General features: G+C 69.3%; 16 protein-coding genes and 1 pseudogene. 3 read left to right on the top strand and 14 right to left on the bottom strand.

Annotated features, from left to right (window positions below):
• Positions 1-30 precede the first annotated feature (30 nt).
• Positions 31-693, top strand: coding sequence for a hypothetical protein (locus ACZ4WS_RS27065; protein ID WP_467984515.1), 663 nt, complete (start codon positions 31-33; stop codon positions 691-693).
• A 43-nt stretch (positions 694-736) separates the two neighbouring features.
• On the opposite strand, the gene cynS is transcribed toward ACZ4WS_RS27065, so the two are convergent.
• Positions 737-1,180 carry a cyanase gene (cynS, locus tag ACZ4WS_RS27060; RefSeq protein ID WP_467984231.1) on the bottom strand — a complete coding sequence of 148 codons (444 nt, stop codon included), beginning with the start codon at positions 1,178-1,180 and terminating at the stop codon, positions 737-739.
• Positions 1,181-1,387: 207 nt separating this feature from the next.
• On the opposite strand from cynS, the gene ACZ4WS_RS27055 reads away from it, so the two are divergent.
• Positions 1,388-2,335 carry a quinone oxidoreductase family protein gene (locus ACZ4WS_RS27055; protein ID WP_467984229.1) on the top strand — a complete coding sequence of 316 codons (948 nt, stop codon included), beginning with the start codon at positions 1,388-1,390 and terminating at the stop codon, positions 2,333-2,335.
• 177 nt (positions 2,336-2,512) lie between these two features.
• Complete coding sequence (locus ACZ4WS_RS27050; RefSeq protein ID WP_467984226.1) at positions 2,513-2,869, top strand: hypothetical protein; 357 nt, start codon at positions 2,513-2,515, stop codon at positions 2,867-2,869.
• A gap of 718 nt (positions 2,870-3,587) precedes the next feature.
• Here ACZ4WS_RS27050 and ACZ4WS_RS27045 read toward each other — a convergent pair.
• From ACZ4WS_RS27045 to ACZ4WS_RS26985, 13 genes and pseudogenes are all read right to left on the bottom strand, one after another.
• Positions 3,588-3,767 (bottom strand): annotated as a pseudogene (locus ACZ4WS_RS27045) (hypothetical protein); the annotation flags it as partial.
• 172 nt (positions 3,768-3,939) lie between these two features.
• Positions 3,940-5,679: a CocE/NonD family hydrolase gene (locus ACZ4WS_RS27040; protein ID WP_467984224.1), complete on the bottom strand. Its 1,740-nt coding sequence runs from the start codon at positions 5,677-5,679 to the stop codon at positions 3,940-3,942.
• Positions 5,676-6,671 (bottom strand): MBL fold metallo-hydrolase, encoded by a 996-nt coding sequence (locus tag ACZ4WS_RS27035; RefSeq protein ID WP_467984222.1) that lies wholly within the window; start codon positions 6,669-6,671, stop codon positions 5,676-5,678. The genes ACZ4WS_RS27040 and ACZ4WS_RS27035 overlap by 4 nt, the downstream gene beginning before the upstream one ends.
• 37 nt (positions 6,672-6,708) lie before the next feature.
• Positions 6,709-7,632 carry an alpha/beta hydrolase gene (locus ACZ4WS_RS27030; RefSeq protein WP_467984220.1) on the bottom strand — a complete coding sequence of 308 codons (924 nt, stop codon included), beginning with the start codon at positions 7,630-7,632 and terminating at the stop codon, positions 6,709-6,711.
• 4 nt (positions 7,633-7,636) lie between these two features.
• Positions 7,637-8,752, bottom strand: coding sequence for an FAD-dependent oxidoreductase (locus ACZ4WS_RS27025; RefSeq protein ID WP_467984218.1), 1,116 nt, complete (start codon positions 8,750-8,752; stop codon positions 7,637-7,639).
• 11 nt (positions 8,753-8,763) lie between these two features.
• Positions 8,764-9,717 carry a phosphotriesterase family protein gene (locus tag ACZ4WS_RS27020; protein WP_467984216.1) on the bottom strand — a complete coding sequence of 318 codons (954 nt, stop codon included), beginning with the start codon at positions 9,715-9,717 and terminating at the stop codon, positions 8,764-8,766.
• Positions 9,718-9,767: 50 nt separating this feature from the next.
• Positions 9,768-10,742 carry a phosphotriesterase family protein gene (locus tag ACZ4WS_RS27015; RefSeq protein WP_467984214.1) on the bottom strand — a complete coding sequence of 325 codons (975 nt, stop codon included), beginning with the start codon at positions 10,740-10,742 and terminating at the stop codon, positions 9,768-9,770.
• A gap of 153 nt (positions 10,743-10,895) precedes the next feature.
• A complete protein-coding gene (locus ACZ4WS_RS27010; RefSeq protein ID WP_467984213.1) occupies positions 10,896-11,045 on the bottom strand; it encodes a hypothetical protein in 150 nt (49 codons plus the stop codon).
• A 618-nt stretch (positions 11,046-11,663) separates the two neighbouring features.
• Positions 11,664-12,272, bottom strand: a complete 609-nt coding sequence (locus ACZ4WS_RS27005; protein WP_467984211.1) for a TetR/AcrR family transcriptional regulator — start codon at positions 12,270-12,272, stop codon at positions 11,664-11,666.
• A gap of 117 nt (positions 12,273-12,389) precedes the next feature.
• A complete protein-coding gene (locus ACZ4WS_RS27000) occupies positions 12,390-13,073 on the bottom strand; it encodes a 3-oxoacid CoA-transferase subunit B (RefSeq protein WP_467984209.1) in 684 nt (227 codons plus the stop codon).
• Positions 13,073-13,765: a 3-oxoacid CoA-transferase subunit A gene (locus ACZ4WS_RS26995; RefSeq protein WP_467984207.1), complete on the bottom strand. Its 693-nt coding sequence runs from the start codon at positions 13,763-13,765 to the stop codon at positions 13,073-13,075. Before ACZ4WS_RS26995 ends, ACZ4WS_RS27000 begins: the two co-directional genes overlap by 1 nt.
• Entirely contained in the window at positions 13,762-14,955 is a 1,194-nt protein-coding gene (locus tag ACZ4WS_RS26990) for a thiolase family protein (RefSeq protein WP_467984205.1), read from the bottom strand. Before ACZ4WS_RS26990 ends, ACZ4WS_RS26995 begins: the two co-directional genes overlap by 4 nt.
• Positions 14,952-16,268: an FAD-dependent oxidoreductase gene (locus ACZ4WS_RS26985; protein WP_467984203.1), complete on the bottom strand. Its 1,317-nt coding sequence runs from the start codon at positions 16,266-16,268 to the stop codon at positions 14,952-14,954. The genes ACZ4WS_RS26990 and ACZ4WS_RS26985 overlap by 4 nt, the downstream gene beginning before the upstream one ends.
• Position 16,269: the final 1 nt, after the last annotated feature.

The following is a 16,269-nucleotide window of genomic DNA, read 5'->3' as shown; positions in this document are numbered from 1 at the left end:
ATCGAAACCTACTAGTCCGACCAGGTCACCATCCAGCACAACGAGGTGTACGGCACCACGAAGAAGGCCGGAGGGGCCGACTTCAACGCCATCGACCCGGACAAGGGCACCACCGCCGCCACCGTGCAGTACAACTACGTGCACGACAACGGTGACGGCATCCTCTTCTGCCAGTTCTCCTTCGGAAGCGTCACCGCCCGGTACAACATCGTCGCCAACAGCAGCCGCTACCCGTTGTACCTGCACTCCGACAAGGCGGCCGCGGACATCTACAACAACACCGTCTACAACGACAACAGCAGCAACTACCTGGTCTACGGCTACGGCTCGTCCCTGGCCAGCCACTACACCCTGCGCGACAACGCCTTCTTCTCGACGGTGGACGGAGCCAGCCTGACCACCAGCTCGACCATCACGTACGACAACAACTACTACGGCGGCGCCACGCTGCCCGTCCCGTCCGAAGACACCCACGCCGTCTTTGGTGACGCACTGTTCGCCAACCCGGCCGTGTCCGGCCCCTACGGAGACGCCACCAGCGGCCCGCAACTGGCCACGGCTCTCGGCTACGCCCCGACGGACGGCTCCGCGCTCATCGACAGCGGCGCGGCCATCACCGACAACGGCGGAGCCGACTACCGGGGCGCCGCCCTCTACCACGACGCACCGGACATCGGCGCGATAGAGAACTAGCACCTTCCTCAGCGCCTGCTTCGAAGCCCGGAGGGGGCGCTCGCTACCACTGGTAGGGCAGGTACTTCCCGTCGAGGGTGATGACGACCCGGTCGCCCGCAGGGTCGGGGACACGCTGGACGTCGAGCCGGAAGTTGATCGCGCTCATGATGCCGTCACCGCACTGCTCGTGGATCAGCTCCTTGATGGTCGGCCCGTAGACCTGGACGACCTCGTAGAGCCGGTAGATCGTGGGATCCACCGGGACGGCGGCGTCCAGGGCTCCGCGGGTCGGCTGGAGCTGGAAAGCGAGGGCGGCGTCATCTCCGAGTTCGAGCAGGGCCGCCGCGGTGGCCGCCTCGTCCTTGCCCATCGGGTGCTGGCCGAGCAGGGCCGCCGTGGTCCAGGCCAGCGGCTTGCCGACCGCTTCGGCCAGTTGGGCCCATGTGACCCCGGTCTTCATCTTGGCCTGACGTACGGCTTCGGCGGCTTCCTGCTTGCTGAGCATGCACATCTCCCTTGACGGCGGTGATCCTCGTCGCACGTCACTCCAGAGTAGGCGGGAGGGAGCTGGTGTGACGCGTGCGCGGGACGTAACCCCGGGCGCAACGGCTATGCCGAGGCCGACACAGCCCCCGCAGGACCAGGGCGATGGCCAGTTGTACGGTTGCCATCGTTCGCATTCTGAAAGATCGGGAAGACGAGGTGACGTCCGATGAGGGCAGCCCGGCTTGGTGAGTGGGGTGTCGGGGCCAGGATCGAGGACGTGCCGGACCCGGTACTTCCCGTGCACGGCGAGGTCGTGGTGGAGGTGGAGGCGGCCGCGGTCACCCACCTCGACCTGACGGTGATGTCAGGGACCTTCGCCTACCGGCCCACTCTCCCCTTCACCCCTGGTACCTCCGGCGTGGGCACCGTCGTCGCGGGCGACGACACCTGGCGCGGACGCCGGGTCCTGGTCCGCGGCGGCGGCATCGGCCTGGAGCGCGACGGCACCTGGGCGCAGCAGGTGGCCGTCCCCGTCACCGCGTTGCGGGAGGTCCCCACGGAGGCGGACGCACCGCTGACCGCAACCTGCTACTCGCCGCTCACCACCGGGTGGGCCGCCGTCGAGGTCGTCGGGCAGATTCGCAAGGGAGAACGCGTCGTGGTCACCGGCGCCTCCGGGGCCGTCGGCTCCCTGTGCGTCCAGCTGGCCGCGCGGGCCGGAGCACATGTCACGGCCGTCGTCAGCCGGGAAGCCCGTACCGCGGCAGTCCCCGAAGCCGCTGACGAGATCCTGGTCGGCTGGGACGAGGACACCGTGACCCGTATCAAAGAGGCCGGAGGAGCCGACGCGCTCCTCGACCCGGTCGGCGGTGACACCGTCCCCCTGTTCCTGCCCGCGCTCAACCCGGGCGCCCGCGCCGTCCTCATCGGTTACGTACGCGGCAAGAGCCTCACCGTCGATCTGCCCAGCCTCTTCGCGGCCGACGTTCGCCTCCTGCCCGTCAACATGGTCCGCCAGCCCGTCCCCGACGCCACGTTCGCGGCCCTGCTCACCGACCTGACCGAGGGCCGCCTCAGACTCAACGCGACGGCGTTCCCCTTCGACAGGCTCGCCGACGCCATCGAGGCCCGGCGCACAGGCGGCAGCACGGGCACCGTCGCCGTCACCCTGTAGGCGACGGGCAGCGCCAGGCGGTCGGGGTGAAGGCGACCGGACTTCAAGTCCAGCCTGGACCGCAGCGCCCGCAAGGCTGCCTGGCGGATGATCCGCCGCGAGGAGTGCCTGGACGACGACGTCTGATTCATACGCCCCGGCTGGATATGCTGGCCGGGGCACCCTTGGGAGGACATCGTGAGCACACAGCCGGACCACGGCACGGAGCTGGTATCGCGCCCCGAACGTACCCCCGACGCCGTCCGCGTGGCGCTCGCCCGGATCGCCCCTCACCGCCTGGACGAGATGGAAAAGCACAAGGAAGAAGCACTCGCCGCCGCCATTCGGACCAGCAAGATCGGGCACCTTCAGCACTGGCTGACCCACTGGGCCGCTCAGGTGGAGATCGAGCGTCGGCCCGATCTCTCCGCACGCCGTAGCCGTGCTCTCGCCGCGATCCACGGCACGACCAGCAAGGACGACCCCGCATTCCGATCCGCCATGGACGAGCTGCGTGCCATCGAGGACGTGGCGACACAGGCGGTGTCCGAGTGACGTAGGGGTGGTAGTACGACCCCAGCGAGGCGTACGTCATCGGCGGAGCACCGCCGGCGTTCGTTGCCGAGGTCGAGAAAAAAGCTGACGAGCTGGTACGGGCTGCCGCGGCCTTCTCGGAACACAGTACGAAGGGCTGGATCCGAAGGGAGATACCGCACATATCGACAGCGGATTCTTCGTCTACCTCATCGTTCCTCGGCATGAATGCGTATACGTTCGCCAAGTGACCTGGATCTGATCCGGCGGTCGGCCCCCGGCTCTTCGGAGCGAGGGCGTCACTACTGGTCACGCTACGCCACCGCCGGGAGCGTTGAGGGCGTGAACAGTGAGGCCGCTGCCCCCCGGTCGGTCTCCTGCACGTACTCAGGCTTGATGTCAGGCCGCAAACGCCGCCCTCGACTCCATGACCCTGCTGGTCGCCATCATCTTCCTGGTTGGGGACGAAGCTCGCGTCCAACGAGCAGAACCGTCATGGCGACACCGCAGGCACCGGCGGCGAAGACAGCGGCGGCCGGCCCAAAGAACTGAGCGGTTGTGCCACCGAGGGTGAAACCGAGGCCCTCTGCTACTGCCAGTCCAGCCCCGTTGAGGGTCATGGTTCGCGCGAAGAGGTACACCGGTACCGCATCACGAACCCGCCCATCGAGTCCGACCATGTACATCCCGGCCGTGTTGGACACCAGGATGAGCACCAGGTGCATGACCGCGGGCGACGCAGCGCGTTGGTGAAGGCGGTGGTCAGGCCGGTGGCATCGGCCGGATCGGCCAGCAGGCGGGATCCGGCGTGGCTGACCACTCCGTGGCCGTCGGCCGAGACGACGAGCTGGGGGTGCGAGGCCGTGGCGTGCACCCAGAAAGTGCCTCCTGAACTGGAACGACAGAAGCTTTCGACCAGCCCTGTCGCCCCAGTTCAGAAGGCACTTTTGCGCTCCCGCACATGATCCGCGCGACACTCAAGCGAAGAGGCGCGGCCAGCCGCCGGGGGTACCGCGGTCCCCCCGGTCGGCGTTGTGATGGCCGTATCAGGAACCGCTGCGCTGGTCTCCTTCGTGGTTACGCGCGGAGCCCTACCGCGCCGCGTCCGTCGCCGTGACCGTCGTGAACGGCAGCACGAGCCTCGACCGGTGGGCGGCGTCACGGTAGATCTTGTGGGTGACGGGGCGGCCCACCGGCAGGTGGAAGGCGTCCGGCGGCAACAGGGCGTTGTGCTCGTCGGCCAGCGGCTCGTCGTTGGAGAGCTCCACGACCAGCTTGTGGCCCGGCAGGAACGTCGCCGCGAACGGGTAGACGCGCAGCACGTACTCCTCGATCTTCCCCGGCTCGACCGGCACCGCGCGGGTGTGCGGGTGGTGGGGGTCGCCCTCCGTGGTGCGCTCCTCGTCGAGCTCGCGGTGCGATGCCTTGAGATAGGCCGTCGTGATGAGCTGACGCTTGCCGTTCGGGGCCTCGTCCCACATACGCAGGATGAAGTTGGTGTCGGGCTGGTCGATCTCCGCGAAGAGGTGCGCCGCGCCCTGGCCGATCATCTCGGTGGGCTCGGTGAACGGGGCGGTGCTCCAGTTGAGGATCTCCACCTTGTCGGTCACCGTCAGCGGCGCCTGGTAGAAGCCGTCGGGGGCGGCGTACTCGGCGCCCATGAGCTCGGGCTCGAAGGAGAGCTTGCGGCGCGGGCGGAGGTAGAGCGACTTGTACTCCACGTCCTTCGGCGGCCACTGCGCACCGGTGAGGGTCTCGCGCGAACCCTCGACGTGGACGGTGACGGCGGGCTCGTCCATGACCCCGTTGCCGATGCCCTTGATCCAGTACTCGTACCAGCGGAACATCTTGTCGTGCTCCTCGATGAAGGGGCGCGACTGCATCGGCGGGTAGGGGCCGATGTCGAGCTTCTTCGGGCCCTTCAGCGAGTTGTAGAGCTCGATGGTGCCGTCCATCGTCCAGCCACGGCCCTGGTCGATCTGGAGCCAGACGGGGATGTCGATGTCGGGCGCGAGCGTGACCGGGTTGCGCTCCTCGTACCAGTCGCCGTCGACCTCGTTCATCACGATGTCGAACCAGGCCTCGTGGTTCTTCGGGTAGTTCAGCACGTGGACCAGGTTGGGCCAGGCGGCCACGTCCGGGTCCTGCAGGCGCTTGGCGACGCGCTCCTTGATCTCCTCGGGGGAGAAGGTCTCGAGCATGCGGGACTTGACGCCGTCGGTGAAGGCCCAGCCGGAGTCGCCACCGCGGCCCTCGCGGGCGGCGCGCGGCATGAACCACATGACGCCGCCGTGGTAGGTGGTCTCGTAGAAGTCGTAGTGGCCGCCGCTGACGAAGATCGCCTTGAGGCTCGGCGGCCGCTCGGCTGCCGCCAGCACCTGCATCGAGCCGAAGTAGGAGATGCCGATCATGCCGACGTTCCCGTCGCACCACGGCTGCGCCGCGACCCACTCGATGAAGTCGTACGCGTCCTGGCCGAGCGAGACTCCACCGGCGTTGTAGTTGCCGATGTGCTCGCCCTCGGAGGCGCCGGAGCCACGCAGGTCGCCGATGACGTGGACGTAGTCCTCCGCGACGACGCGCGCGATGTCACCGGCCTCGATGCAGCCGTCCCACATCGGGCTGGGGCGCCGCTGCGGCGGCGTGGTGAGCGCGAGGGCCTGCAGCTCCTTGCCGTACGGGCTGAGCGCCACGAGCGCCGGACGCGGCTTGTCGTCGACGCCGCTGTAGGTGTCGGCTGCCAGCGTGACACCGTCGCGCATCGGCACCCGGAGATCCTTGCGGACGGCGATCTTCTGCTCGCCCGCCTGGATCGTCTGAAAGTCAGTCATGAGTGCGAAGCTCCTCCGGGGGCCTGGGGGTCATCCCCCAGGACAGTGCAGTACGAGTTCTGGTCGAGGTGGGTGCGGTAGCCGTGCATCGAGGTGAAGAACGGCGAGGGCTCGAGTGCGGGGTCGCCTGTGTAGCCGAGCTCCTCTGCGGCCGGGGCGAACGGGGAGTACGGCGAGTCCGTCTCCTGCAGGCCGGCCCCCAGGCAGCCGCAGGCGGCCGCGCCGACACGGCCCTCTGCAGCGAGACTCTGGTCGAGTGCCTCCTGGGCCTGCGCGGCGTCGAGCTCGACGCCGTACGGCGTGCCGTCGGCGCGGCGGTACGGGTGCCCGAGGTACAGGTGCCGCGGACGGATCTCGTCACGCACGTACTCCAGGCTGGTGCGGTAGGCGACCGGATCCACGTAGCCGGGGAAGCCGTTGGCGGCCCCGTGCACCTGCACCGCGTCGCCGACGAACACGGAGCGCTGACCGTCGATGGCGTAGGCGACCGATCCGGGCGTGTGGCCCGGGATCGAGTGCACCGAGACGGTGACGTCGCCGCCGAGGGAGAGGGTCTCGCCGCCCTTGACGAGTAGGGAGGGCTCCATCTCACCGGAGATGACGGCATGCGTGGCGGCCGTCACCTTCGCCTCGCCCTCGGGGTCGCCCAGGTACTGGCCCCGTCCCGCGAGGTACTCCTCCACGTGGGCCCGCCGCGAGCGGAGCATCGGCGCGTCGGCCTCGTGGATCACGACCTTGGCGCGCCGGCCGGTGAGCTCCCACAGGGCGTGCGCCCCGCCGAGGTGGTCGATGTGACCGTGGGTCAGCAGGATCCAGCGCACGTCCTCGATGCGGCGTCCGATCGCCTCGAGCGCGGGAGCCATCCCTTCGGCGGGCGAGGAGGCGATCCCGGTGTCGACGATGGCCGGCTCGGGTGCGTCGATGAAGAAGCTGTAGAGACCGAATCGACCCCACGGCGAGACCAGGGGATGGACGTTGACTGCGTGCGTCATGGCTCTCTTTCCGAACTCGTACGCGGGGTCGGGCGGTTCAGCGCCGGTTGAGGAAGTCGCGCGTCTGGGCGAAGACCTTGTGGTACTCCGGGATCCAGGAGAAGTGCTGGACGAATCCGTGGCCCGCGCCCTCGTACCGGCTCACCGTCGTCTCCACGCCGGCCTCCTGCAGCTTCCGGCCGTAGAGCTCGCCCTCGTCGCGCAGCGGGTCGAGCTCGCCGGTGACGATGAGGGCCGGCGGCAGCCCGGTGAGGTCCGCCCGCTTGATCGGCGAGACGAGCGGGTCCGCGGGATCGGCGCCGCTGTCGATGTAGAAGGCGTTGAAGGGCTTCAGCCCCGCCGTCTCCAGGCCGTAGCCCACGGCGTTCTCCCGCAGCGAGGCATAGCGGTCGACGTCGAAGTCCAGGTCGAGCGAGGGGTAGTAGAGGACCTGGTGGGTGATCCGGTCGAAGCCGTCGTCGTGCGCCTTGGCTGCGACCGCGGCGACGAAGGTGCCGCCGGAGCTGTCACCGGCGACGGCGAGGGTCGTGCCGTCCCAGGCAAGGCTCTCGCCTTCCTCGGCAGCCCAGCGCACGACCGCGTAGCAGTCGTCGAGACCGGCCGGGAAGGCGGCCTCGGGCGCCAGGCGGTAGCCGACGGAGACGACCTTGAGACCCGTTTCCTTGGCCAGCGAGCGCGCGACGTGGTCGTGCGTCTCCAGGCTGCCGAGGAAGAAGGCGCCGCCGTGGAAGTAGACCAGGACGCCGTAGGTGTCGGCCTCGACCGGCGTGTAGATCCGCACCGGTACCTCGCCCGACGCCGTCCGCGCGGTCACGTCCTGGACGGCGTGGAGCGGCAGGCGCTCTTCGAGGGGAGCGACATGCGCCTCGTCCCCGGCGCGCATGGCGACCGGGTCGAGCGGGCCTTCGGGCTGGGCAGGCAGGCTGGCGAGGACCTTGGCGATTTCAGGATGCAGTGGCATGGCGTTACTCCTGCGGGGCAGCGGTTGCGGGCTTCTGACCGGGGAAGACCTCGTGAATCTCTTCCTCGGTCCACCCCTGACGGGAGATGCGCTGCAGCTCGTCGGTCACCGGCTTGCGGGTGGCCTGGAACAGGGCCAGCGCCTCCTTCACGGAGTCCGCCTGCTGCAGGGCGTCTGCGAGCGCTCCGGCGTCCTCGATGGCCGAGTTCGCGCCCTGGCCCTGGTGGTGCAGCATCGAGTGGGCCGCGTCGCCCACGAGGACGACGGAGTCCGTGTGCCACGTGTCGATCGGGTCGATGTCGTAGACCGCGCGGATGTTCACGGTGTCCATGTCGAGGTCGCGCGTGATGTTCACGAGGCGCTCGTCGAAGCCCTCGACCGTCGCCAGGAGGTCGTCCTTGGTGACCTGCGGTGCCCAGGTGCTGTCCGGGCACAGGGCGGTGATGTCGAACGACACCTGGCCCCGGTGGCGCAGCGGCAGCAGGTAGATCTTCGTGCCCCGGCCGATGTACATCCGCAGCTGGTCGTCGGTGACCATCCCGTAGGCGTCGTCGACGGAGATCACCGTGCGGTAGGCGTGCTCACCGGAGAACACCGGGCCCTTGGCGCTGAACAGCTCTCGGCGCACCACCGACTTGATGCCGTCACCACCGACGACCAGGTCGGCCTCGACGGTCTTGCCGCCCGCGAAGGTGAGGACGGCGCTGTCGCCCTTGTCCTGGACGGTCTCCAGCTTGTGACCGAGGTGCACCATGCCATCGGGGAGTACGCCCAGGAGCGCGTCGATGAAGTCACCGCGGTGGATGAGGTGGGTGTGGGTCTGCTCGCCGGCGGCCGGCCACGCCTCCTTCATCATCTGTTCACCGGTGGCCGTGAGGATCTCGAAGTAGTCGCTGGGCGAGCTCACTTTCGCGATCGCGTCGAAGATTCCCCACTGGCGGAACCGGTTCATGGTGGAGGGACGCAGGCCGATGCCGGCGCCGACCTCGCCGATCTGGCTCGCCTGCTCGTACACGTTGACGTCGGCGCCGAGCAGGCTGAGGGCCTTGGCCGCCGCAGCGCCGCCGTACCCCGCGCCGACGATGGCGATCTTGAGGTTCTTCAGGTCTGAGAGCTGCATGGTGGTTCTCTCTACTTCTGGATGGTCAGGAAGTCGGCGGGGTTGTCGACGAAGATCGTCTTGATCGCGGCCTCGTCGAGGCCGGCGGCGCGGAGGTCCGGGATGAGGTCGTCGAAGATGTAGTTGACGGTGTGGCCCTTCACGCCCGGCCAGCCCAGCGGGCTGCAGTTGGCGTCGGCGGAGGCGAGGACCTGCTTGAGCCGGCCTTCGCCGATGAAGCGGAGGAAGTGGTCCAGCCGTTCCTTGCGGGGGCGGGCCCAGAACGGCGGGTCCGGCAGCTCCGTCTCGTAGCCGAAGGTGTCGAAGCCGATGCGACCGCCCTGCTCCGCGATCCAGACATCGTGCGTTTTGTCGGCGTTCACGCCGTCGTCGACGTGCCCGAACAGAACGCGGTCCAGGGGAAGGCCCTCTTCGTTGAAGATCGCGATCGCGTTCTCGGCGTCGATCGCGAGGTGGGTCAGGATCGGCACGCCCGTGGTGAGCGAGGCTCGGGCCGCGGCGCGGTAGATGCGCTTGTCCAGGTCCGTCATACGGCCACCGCGGCTCACGCCGACCTTGATGACACCGGCGAGGCTGCCGGTGTTGCCGATGCCGACGGTGATCTCGTGGACGAACTGCTGGGTCAGGTAGTCCACGCCGGCCTGGGCGAAGTGCGCCAGGGCGGTGTCGCCGCCGACGAAGCCGGTGCAGGCGACGATGTGGACGCCCGTCTTCGCGGACAGCGACTTGTAGTAGTCGACGTCACGGCCGTTGCAGATCCCGGTCGCGTCGACGAAGGTGCCGCCGCCGTGCTCGTGGAACGTGCGCAGCTTCGGGACGGTCTCCTCGTACCGCTGCTCGGGGGCCTTCCACCACTTCGTGTCCAGCTCGGAGCCGGGCATGCCGTAGCCGATGTGCTCGTGGATGGCCACGAGACCCAGCTCCTCGGTCGGGATCGGCCCCAGGACGGTATTCACTCGCGACACAGAACTCACCTTTGAGAAAAGAAACTTGATGGGCGTTCGCGTCGGCGCGCTCAGCGCACCGACAGCAGGTCGCGCGGGTTCTCCACGAGAATCCGCTGCACGTCCTCGTCGCTGAGGCCCTGTGCCTTCAGGAGCGGGACGAAGGTGGTCAGGACGTAGCTGTACGGCAGGTCGTTGGCGGGGTGGCCCTTCGCCACCCCGGTCGCGTTGCTCGACAGCAGGATCCGGTCGCCGAAGCCGGCCTGCACGAGGTCGGCGACCAGGGCGACACGCTCGGCATCCGTGATGTGGGCCGCGTCCTCCACGCCGACGTGGTCGAGTGCGACGTAGGCGCCGCGGCGGGCGATCTCGAGGGGCGCACCGGCGGCGACGGCGTCCTTGCGGTCGAGTCCGCCGACGACCACGCGGTCGGCCGGCAGCTTCTCGTCCAGGACGACGTCGAGGTCGTGGACAGCGTCGCCCCCGTAGCGGATGGAGACCGCGACGCCGGTGCTCAGGGCGGTCTGGGCCGCACCGCGGAACAGGCTCTCGTCGGTCGCGGTCATGCCCTCGGTGGTCGCGGTGGTGGCCACCAGGCCGGCGACGCCGCGTCGCTCCACACGGGGGACCACCATGCCCTCGGTGACCTCCTTGGTGAAGAGATCGGCGAACTTCTCGGCCGGCCAGGGCGTCGGCGGGTTGGTCTGGGGCGTGAGGAAGTAGCCACCGAGCAGCTCCTCCGGGCCCTGACCCGTCGAGGCGACGATGTGCACGCCGGTCGCGCGGGAGAGGCTCTCGTACAGCCGGACATCCCGGCCGTGGAACATGCCGGTGCTGTCGACGATCGTGCCGCCGCCCCGGGCGCGGAAGTCCTTCAGCTTCGCGGCGAGTGTCTCGAAGATCTCGGCGCGGTCGATGGTGATGTCGAAGGCGTACTCCGCGCCCGGAACCACCGACAGCAGTGCCTCGTGGACCGAGACGACGCCCAGTTCCTCAGTCGGCACCGGGCCCAGGACGGTGTTCACGGTGTTGCTCTTGAGGCTCATGCCTGCCCTCACATGTCCGGGGTGGGGTGCACAGCACCCCGTGGCTGCTGTCACGGTAGCCATTCGGTTTACATGACGTCAATGAAATGAACGCTTAGAAAAAACATTTCACTGAGGGTAGGGTCGACAAGCCGGGCTGCCTGGCGGCTGTTGTCAGGCCGTGCGGCCGAGACTCCGCGCGATGCCCTGAGCCGTCCCCTCAAGGGCTGATACCAGACGGGCACGCTTGCGGCGCAGGTCCGGCGCAACGAAGCCGACCGGGGCGACGACCTCGTCGACCGCCCAGCAGGCGCCCAGGAGCATCTCCTCGACGGTCGTCGCGGAACCTTTTGCACGGAACCGGACAGGTCCGCCGTCGCGGAAGCTGCGGATGCGGTGGAGGTCGACGCGGTGGGAGCGGCGTGCGTAACCGAGGCAGCGACAGTGCGGGTCGCAGACGATGATGTGGCGTTCGAGCTCGACAGGGGGCGGTAGCGGGCGGGGTCGGTCTGAGGACGCGGCCGGCGCCGAGCTCGGTCAGCAGTCGCCGCCGGACCACGTCGCCAGAGCACGCCAGGGCGCGGGCCTGGGATGCCGTGATCGGCCCGTAGCCGGCCGGCTCACCGGGCGCGTCCGAGGCTCCGAGCAGCACGTGCCACGGCACGGTGACCTGCACGGCCACGCCGACCAGGCCGCGTCCGCGGCCGTGGAAGCCGCATGTATCCCCGGATCCACCAGACGTCGCAACGCATCTCTGATGCCGACTACGCTCACAGCGCCGGACCGGGCCAGGGGGTCGGCCTGCGCGGATGTGGAGCCGCCCAGAACAATCGACCACGCGTCGGATGGTCGCGAACCGCTTGACCAGCGGCGACCCTGCCATCCGTGGCGCGCCCGGTCCCGCGGGCCTGGTCAGGTCAGGTCAGGTCAGGTCAGGTCAGGTCAGGTCAGCAGCCGTACCCAACTGGCGCTGAGCTCGTCGAGCATCTGGTCACGCGTGAGCTTCCAGTCGGCGCCATCCCAGTTCTGGGCGACGAAGTCGAGCTGGGCCATCGCAAGGACGCCCCGGAAGTGGCGTTGATGGGGCTCGAAGCGCCCAGCCGTCGCCAGTCCGTCCTCGATGTCGCTGATGGCCTCCTCCAGCCATCGCTCGACCAGGTCGGTGAGCTCCGGGTCGACCACCGCGGCATCGCGGCCGATGCGGATGATCGGTCGGATGGCCGGCCAGTTGTCGGCGGTTCGCCGCAGCCACGCCATGATCACCTCCGGCGTCCCGTCCGCGACGGTGGCGACGAGGTCCTGCGCCGTGGAGCCGTGCTCGGGGGAGCGGACGCGCTGCAGCGCCTCGTTGAGCTGCTCGTCGATGAGCGCCTTCATCAGTTCGCTGCGGGAAGGGAAGTAGGCGTAGAAGGTCACCCGTGTGGTGCCCGCCGCGGTCGCGATGTCGTCGACCGTGGTGGCGGCGTACCCCTTCGTCTTGAACAGCTCGAGTCCTGACTCCAGCAGCAGACGACGCGTCATCTGCTTCTGTGCCTCACGAAGGTTCGCCATGACCGGATCTTAACGCCCCGCTGCACGTCGAACACACATGTTGGCTTCATACGGTACGTGGTGCATGAAATATTTACGGGGCGTGTATCGAATGCCGCGGTCCTTGGTGCCGGCGGCTCACGGGAGCAGGTCGACGGAGAGTCGTTCCCGTAGCTGCGCGACCGTGATGCCGTACGTCTCCAGGACCCGGACCCCGTCCGGGCCGGGGGCGAAGATGCCATGATCGGTGTAGACGAGGCTGACGCAGGCGGTGCCGGTGAGCGGGCAGGTGCAGGCGGGGACGAGCTTGGGGGTGCCGTCCCGGGTGAACAGCTTCATCATCACCAGGACCTGCCGCGCTCCGACGGCGAGATCCATCGCGCCGCCCACGGCGGGGATGGCGTCGGGATCACCGGTGTGCCAGTTGGCCAGGTCACCGTGGGCCGATACCTCGAACGCCCCGAGGACGCACACGTCCAGGTGACCGCCGCGCATCATCGCGAAGGAGTCGGCGTGGTGGAAGTACGCCGCCCCGGGCAGCTCGGTGACCGGTACCTTTCCGGCGTTCGTGAGGTCGGGGTCCACCTCGTCGCCCACCGCGGCCGGACCCATGCCGAGCATGCCGTTCTCGGTGTGCAGCACGATCCCCGCGTCCGGCGCCAGGTGCTCGGCGATCCGGGTCGGCTGCCCGATGCCGAGGTTGACGTAGGAACCGGGCGCGATGTCGCGGGCGATGCGGGCCGCGAGTTCGTCGGTGGTGAGCGGGCCCCGGTCGGTGTGCTCCAGGGGGCCCGTGCGGGGCGTGGTGTTCGTGGCTGTCATCAGCGGGCTCCTTGCACGGTGAGCCTGCGGGCCTCGGCCCGTACGAGGCGGTCGACGTAGATACCTGGGGTGACCACGGTCTCCGGGTCGATCTCTCCGACGGGCACGATGTCGGTGACCTGGGCGACGACCGTGGTAGCCGCGGTGGCCATGACGGGGCCGAAGTTCCGGGCGGTCTTGCGGTAGACGAGGTTGCCCATGGTGTCCGCACGGTGCGCCGAGATCAGGGCCACGTCCCCCTTGATCGGGTACTCCAGAACGTGAGCGCGTCCGTCGATCTCCCGGGTCTCCTTGCCCTGAGCCAGCGGGGTGCCGACGCCGACGGGACTGTAGAAGCCGCCGATGCCCGCACCGGCGGCCCGCATCCGCTCGGCGAGGGTGCCCTGCGGCACCACCTCCAGCTCCACCCGGCCGGCCCGGTACAGCTCGTCGAACACATAGGAGTCGCTCTGCCGGGGGAAGGAGCAGATCACCTTGCGCACCCGGCCGGCCTTGAGCAGTGCGGCCAGGCCCACGTCCCCGTTGCCGGCGTTGTTGGACACCACGGTCAGCTCGCCGGCGCCCTGGCGGATCAGCGCGTCGATGAGATCGAACGGCATGCCCGCCAGACCGAATCCGCCCACCAGGACCGTCGAGCCGTCCTCGATGCCCGCCACGGCCTCGTCGGCCGTCGCGGCGATGGTCGTTCTCATCCCTGGCTCACTTCGTCGGTGACGTTCTCCAGGACCACGGCGAGGGCCTGGCCCACGCCGATGCAGATGGCCGCGACGCCCCAGCGCTGTCGCCGCTCGCGCAGCACCTTCGCCAGGGTGGCAAGGAGCCGGCCGCCCGAGGCGCCCAGCGGGTGCCCGATCGCGATGGCGCCGCCCCGGGTGTTGACGATCTCCGGGTCGATGCCCCAGGCGTCCACGCAGGCGAGCGACTGCACCGCGAACGCTTCGTTCAGCTCGACCGCACCCACGTCGCTCCAGCCGATCCCGGCCCGGCGCAGTGCCTGCTCGGCGGCCTCCACGGGGGCGTAACCGAACATCTGCGGCTCGACGGCGTGCGCTCCGCGGCCGGCGATGCGGGCTACGGGGGCGAGCCCGATGCGGTCGGCCGCCGCCGCGGTGCCCAGCAGCACGGCGGACGCCCCGTCGCTCAGCGGGGAGGCGTTGCCGGCCGTGATCGTCCCGTCCGGGCAGAACGACGGCTTGAGGGCCGCCAGTTTCCCGGGGTCGGTCTCGGGGCGGATGCCCTCGTCGCGGGCAAGCCCCTCCATGGGGAGGACCAGGTCGTCGTAGAAACCGTCGTCCCAGGCCCGGGTGGCCAGCGTGTGGGAGCGCACCGCGAACGCGTCCTGACGCTCCCGGGAGATAGAGAACTTCTCCCGGAGCAGTTCGTTGCACTCCCCCAGGGAAACCGTCCATTCCTTCGGCATGGTGGGGTTGACCAGCCGCCAGCCCAGGGTCGTGGAGACGGCCGTGACATGGCCGACGGGGTAGGCGCGGTCCGGCTTGGGCAGCACCCAGGGCGCGCGGGTCATGGACTCCACGCCGCCGGCGACGACGATGTCCGCGTCGCCGGACTCCAGGGTGCGCGAGGCGATGATCGCCGCGTCCAGGCTGGAGCCGCACAGCCGGTTCACGGTGGTGGCGGGAACGCTCACCGGCAGTCCGGCCAGCAGCACCGCCATCCGGCCGACGTTGCGGTTGTCTTCGCCGGCGCCGTTCGCATTGCCCCACACCACGTCACCGATCGCGGTGTGGTCCAGGTCCGGCGCCCGGTCCAGCAGCCCGGTCAGTGCGGTGGCGGCGAGATCGTCGGGCCGCATGCCGGCCAGGGCTCCGTTGAAACGGCCGAACGGGGTGCGGGCCGCCGCGTAGAGGTAGGCGTCGCTCATGATCTGCGGCTTCCGGCGACCGTCAGCGCTTCGTCCTCCGCGTCCTCGACGACCGCCGAGGACAGCGGGATCGGCGTGAACATGGGGGGTTCCTCGTCCGGCGTCAGCGCGGTCGGGCCGTACACCCAGTCGGTGAAGGAGTAGTCATAGGTGTCCCGCGCCCGCATGATCGCGTTGCGCTGGAGCCGGGACTCTCCGTCGAGGTGCCACAGCTCGCCCCAGGCGCGGGCCGTGGCCTGCACCCGGTGGCAGTGCTCCACCCGTACCGCCTCGTACGCCGTCAGCGCGGCGTCCCAGTCCGGTTCGGTGCCCGCCGGAGTGGCCTCGGCCAGCCGGGCGTACTGCCGGGCGAGCACCCAGCCGTCCTCGATCGCCATGATCGCGCCCTGCGCCATGTACTGGAGCGGCGGGTGCGCGGCGTCGCCCAGCAGGGCGATCCGCCCGTGCACCCAGGTCTCGATGGGGTCACGGTCGTACATCCGCCACCAGCGGTCCCGCCACATCAGCGGAATGCCCTTGCGCACGGTGTCGCAGGTGGCCTCGAAGGCCGCGTCCAGCTCGTCGGGGGTGCCCCAGTCCTCCTGACCGGCCATGGCCTTGGGCGACTCGAACACGGCGACCTGGTTGAACATGTCGCCGCCGCGCAGGGCGTACTGGACGAAGTGGCAGTGGGGGCCGACGTAGACGGTGACGTCCTGCTCCGCGATGCCGTTGTCCCGGACCTGCTCGATCGGGACGGCCGCGCGGTAGGCGACGTAGGAGGAGCTGACCACGTCGTCGTCGATCAGCTGGCGGCGGGCCACGGAGTGCAGTCCGTCGGCCGCGATCACCAGCGGGGCGGACTCGACTCGCCCGTCCTCGAGGAGGACCCGAGCGCCGCCCTCGGTGTTCTCGTAGCCGACGACGGTCTGGTCGTTCAGCAGCTCGACACCGGCGCGTTCGCAGGCACGCAGGAAGATGCCGTGCAGATCGCTGCGGTGGATGACCATGTACGGGAAGCCGTAGCGGCGTTCGAGGTCGCGCAGGTCCAGCCGGGTCAGTTGCCGGGAGTCGAGCGCGTCCCGCATCACCATGTTCTCGGGGACGACGCCAAGAGTCTTGGCCTCCTCGAGCAGGCCGTACTCGGCAAGGATGCGGGTGCAGTTGGGGGCGATCTGCAGGCCGGCGCCCACCTCGCCGAACTCCGGGGCCCGTTCGAGGACACGCACGCGCAGTCCCTGGCGGGCCAGGGCGTAGGCGGAGCTGAGGCCGCCGATGCCGCCGCCGACCACGAGGACGTCGGGCCGCCCGGCGGGGCTGGATTCAGAATTCATG

The sequence above is a fragment of the Streptomyces sp. NPDC029292 genome, from assembly GCF_055569295.1.
This window is presented reverse-complemented; position numbering and strand designations above follow the sequence as displayed.

Bases quoted from the DNA above. Each gene is read 5' to 3' on its own strand.
- cynS (WP_467984231.1), bottom strand. From the start codon at position 1,180: ATGCTCAGCAAGCAGGAAGCCGCCGAAGCCGTACGTCAGGCCAAGATG.
- ACZ4WS_RS27055 (WP_467984229.1), top strand. From the start codon at position 1,388: ATGAGGGCAGCCCGGCTTGGTGAGTGGGGTGTCGGGGCCAGGATCGAG.
- ACZ4WS_RS27040 (WP_467984224.1), bottom strand. From the start codon at position 5,679: ATGACTGACTTTCAGACGATCCAGGCGGGCGAGCAGAAGATCGCCGTC.
- ACZ4WS_RS27035 (WP_467984222.1), bottom strand. From the start codon at position 6,671: ATGACGCACGCAGTCAACGTCCATCCCCTGGTCTCGCCGTGGGGTCGA.
- ACZ4WS_RS27030 (WP_467984220.1), bottom strand. From the start codon at position 7,632: ATGCCACTGCATCCTGAAATCGCCAAGGTCCTCGCCAGCCTGCCTGCC.
- ACZ4WS_RS27025 (WP_467984218.1), bottom strand. From the start codon at position 8,752: ATGCAGCTCTCAGACCTGAAGAACCTCAAGATCGCCATCGTCGGCGCG.
- ACZ4WS_RS27015 (WP_467984214.1), bottom strand. From the start codon at position 10,742: ATGAGCCTCAAGAGCAACACCGTGAACACCGTCCTGGGCCCGGTGCCG.
- ACZ4WS_RS27010 (WP_467984213.1), bottom strand. From the start codon at position 11,045: ATGCTCCTGGGCGCCTGCTGGGCGGTCGACGAGGTCGTCGCCCCGGTC.
- ACZ4WS_RS27005 (WP_467984211.1), bottom strand. From the start codon at position 12,272: ATGGCGAACCTTCGTGAGGCACAGAAGCAGATGACGCGTCGTCTGCTG.
- ACZ4WS_RS27000 (WP_467984209.1), bottom strand. From the start codon at position 13,073: ATGACAGCCACGAACACCACGCCCCGCACGGGCCCCCTGGAGCACACC.
- ACZ4WS_RS26995 (WP_467984207.1), bottom strand. From the start codon at position 13,765: ATGAGAACGACCATCGCCGCGACGGCCGACGAGGCCGTGGCGGGCATC.
- ACZ4WS_RS26990 (WP_467984205.1), bottom strand. From the start codon at position 14,955: ATGAGCGACGCCTACCTCTACGCGGCGGCCCGCACCCCGTTCGGCCGT.
- ACZ4WS_RS26985 (WP_467984203.1), bottom strand. From the start codon at position 16,268: ATGAATTCTGAATCCAGCCCCGCCGGGCGGCCCGACGTCCTCGTGGTC.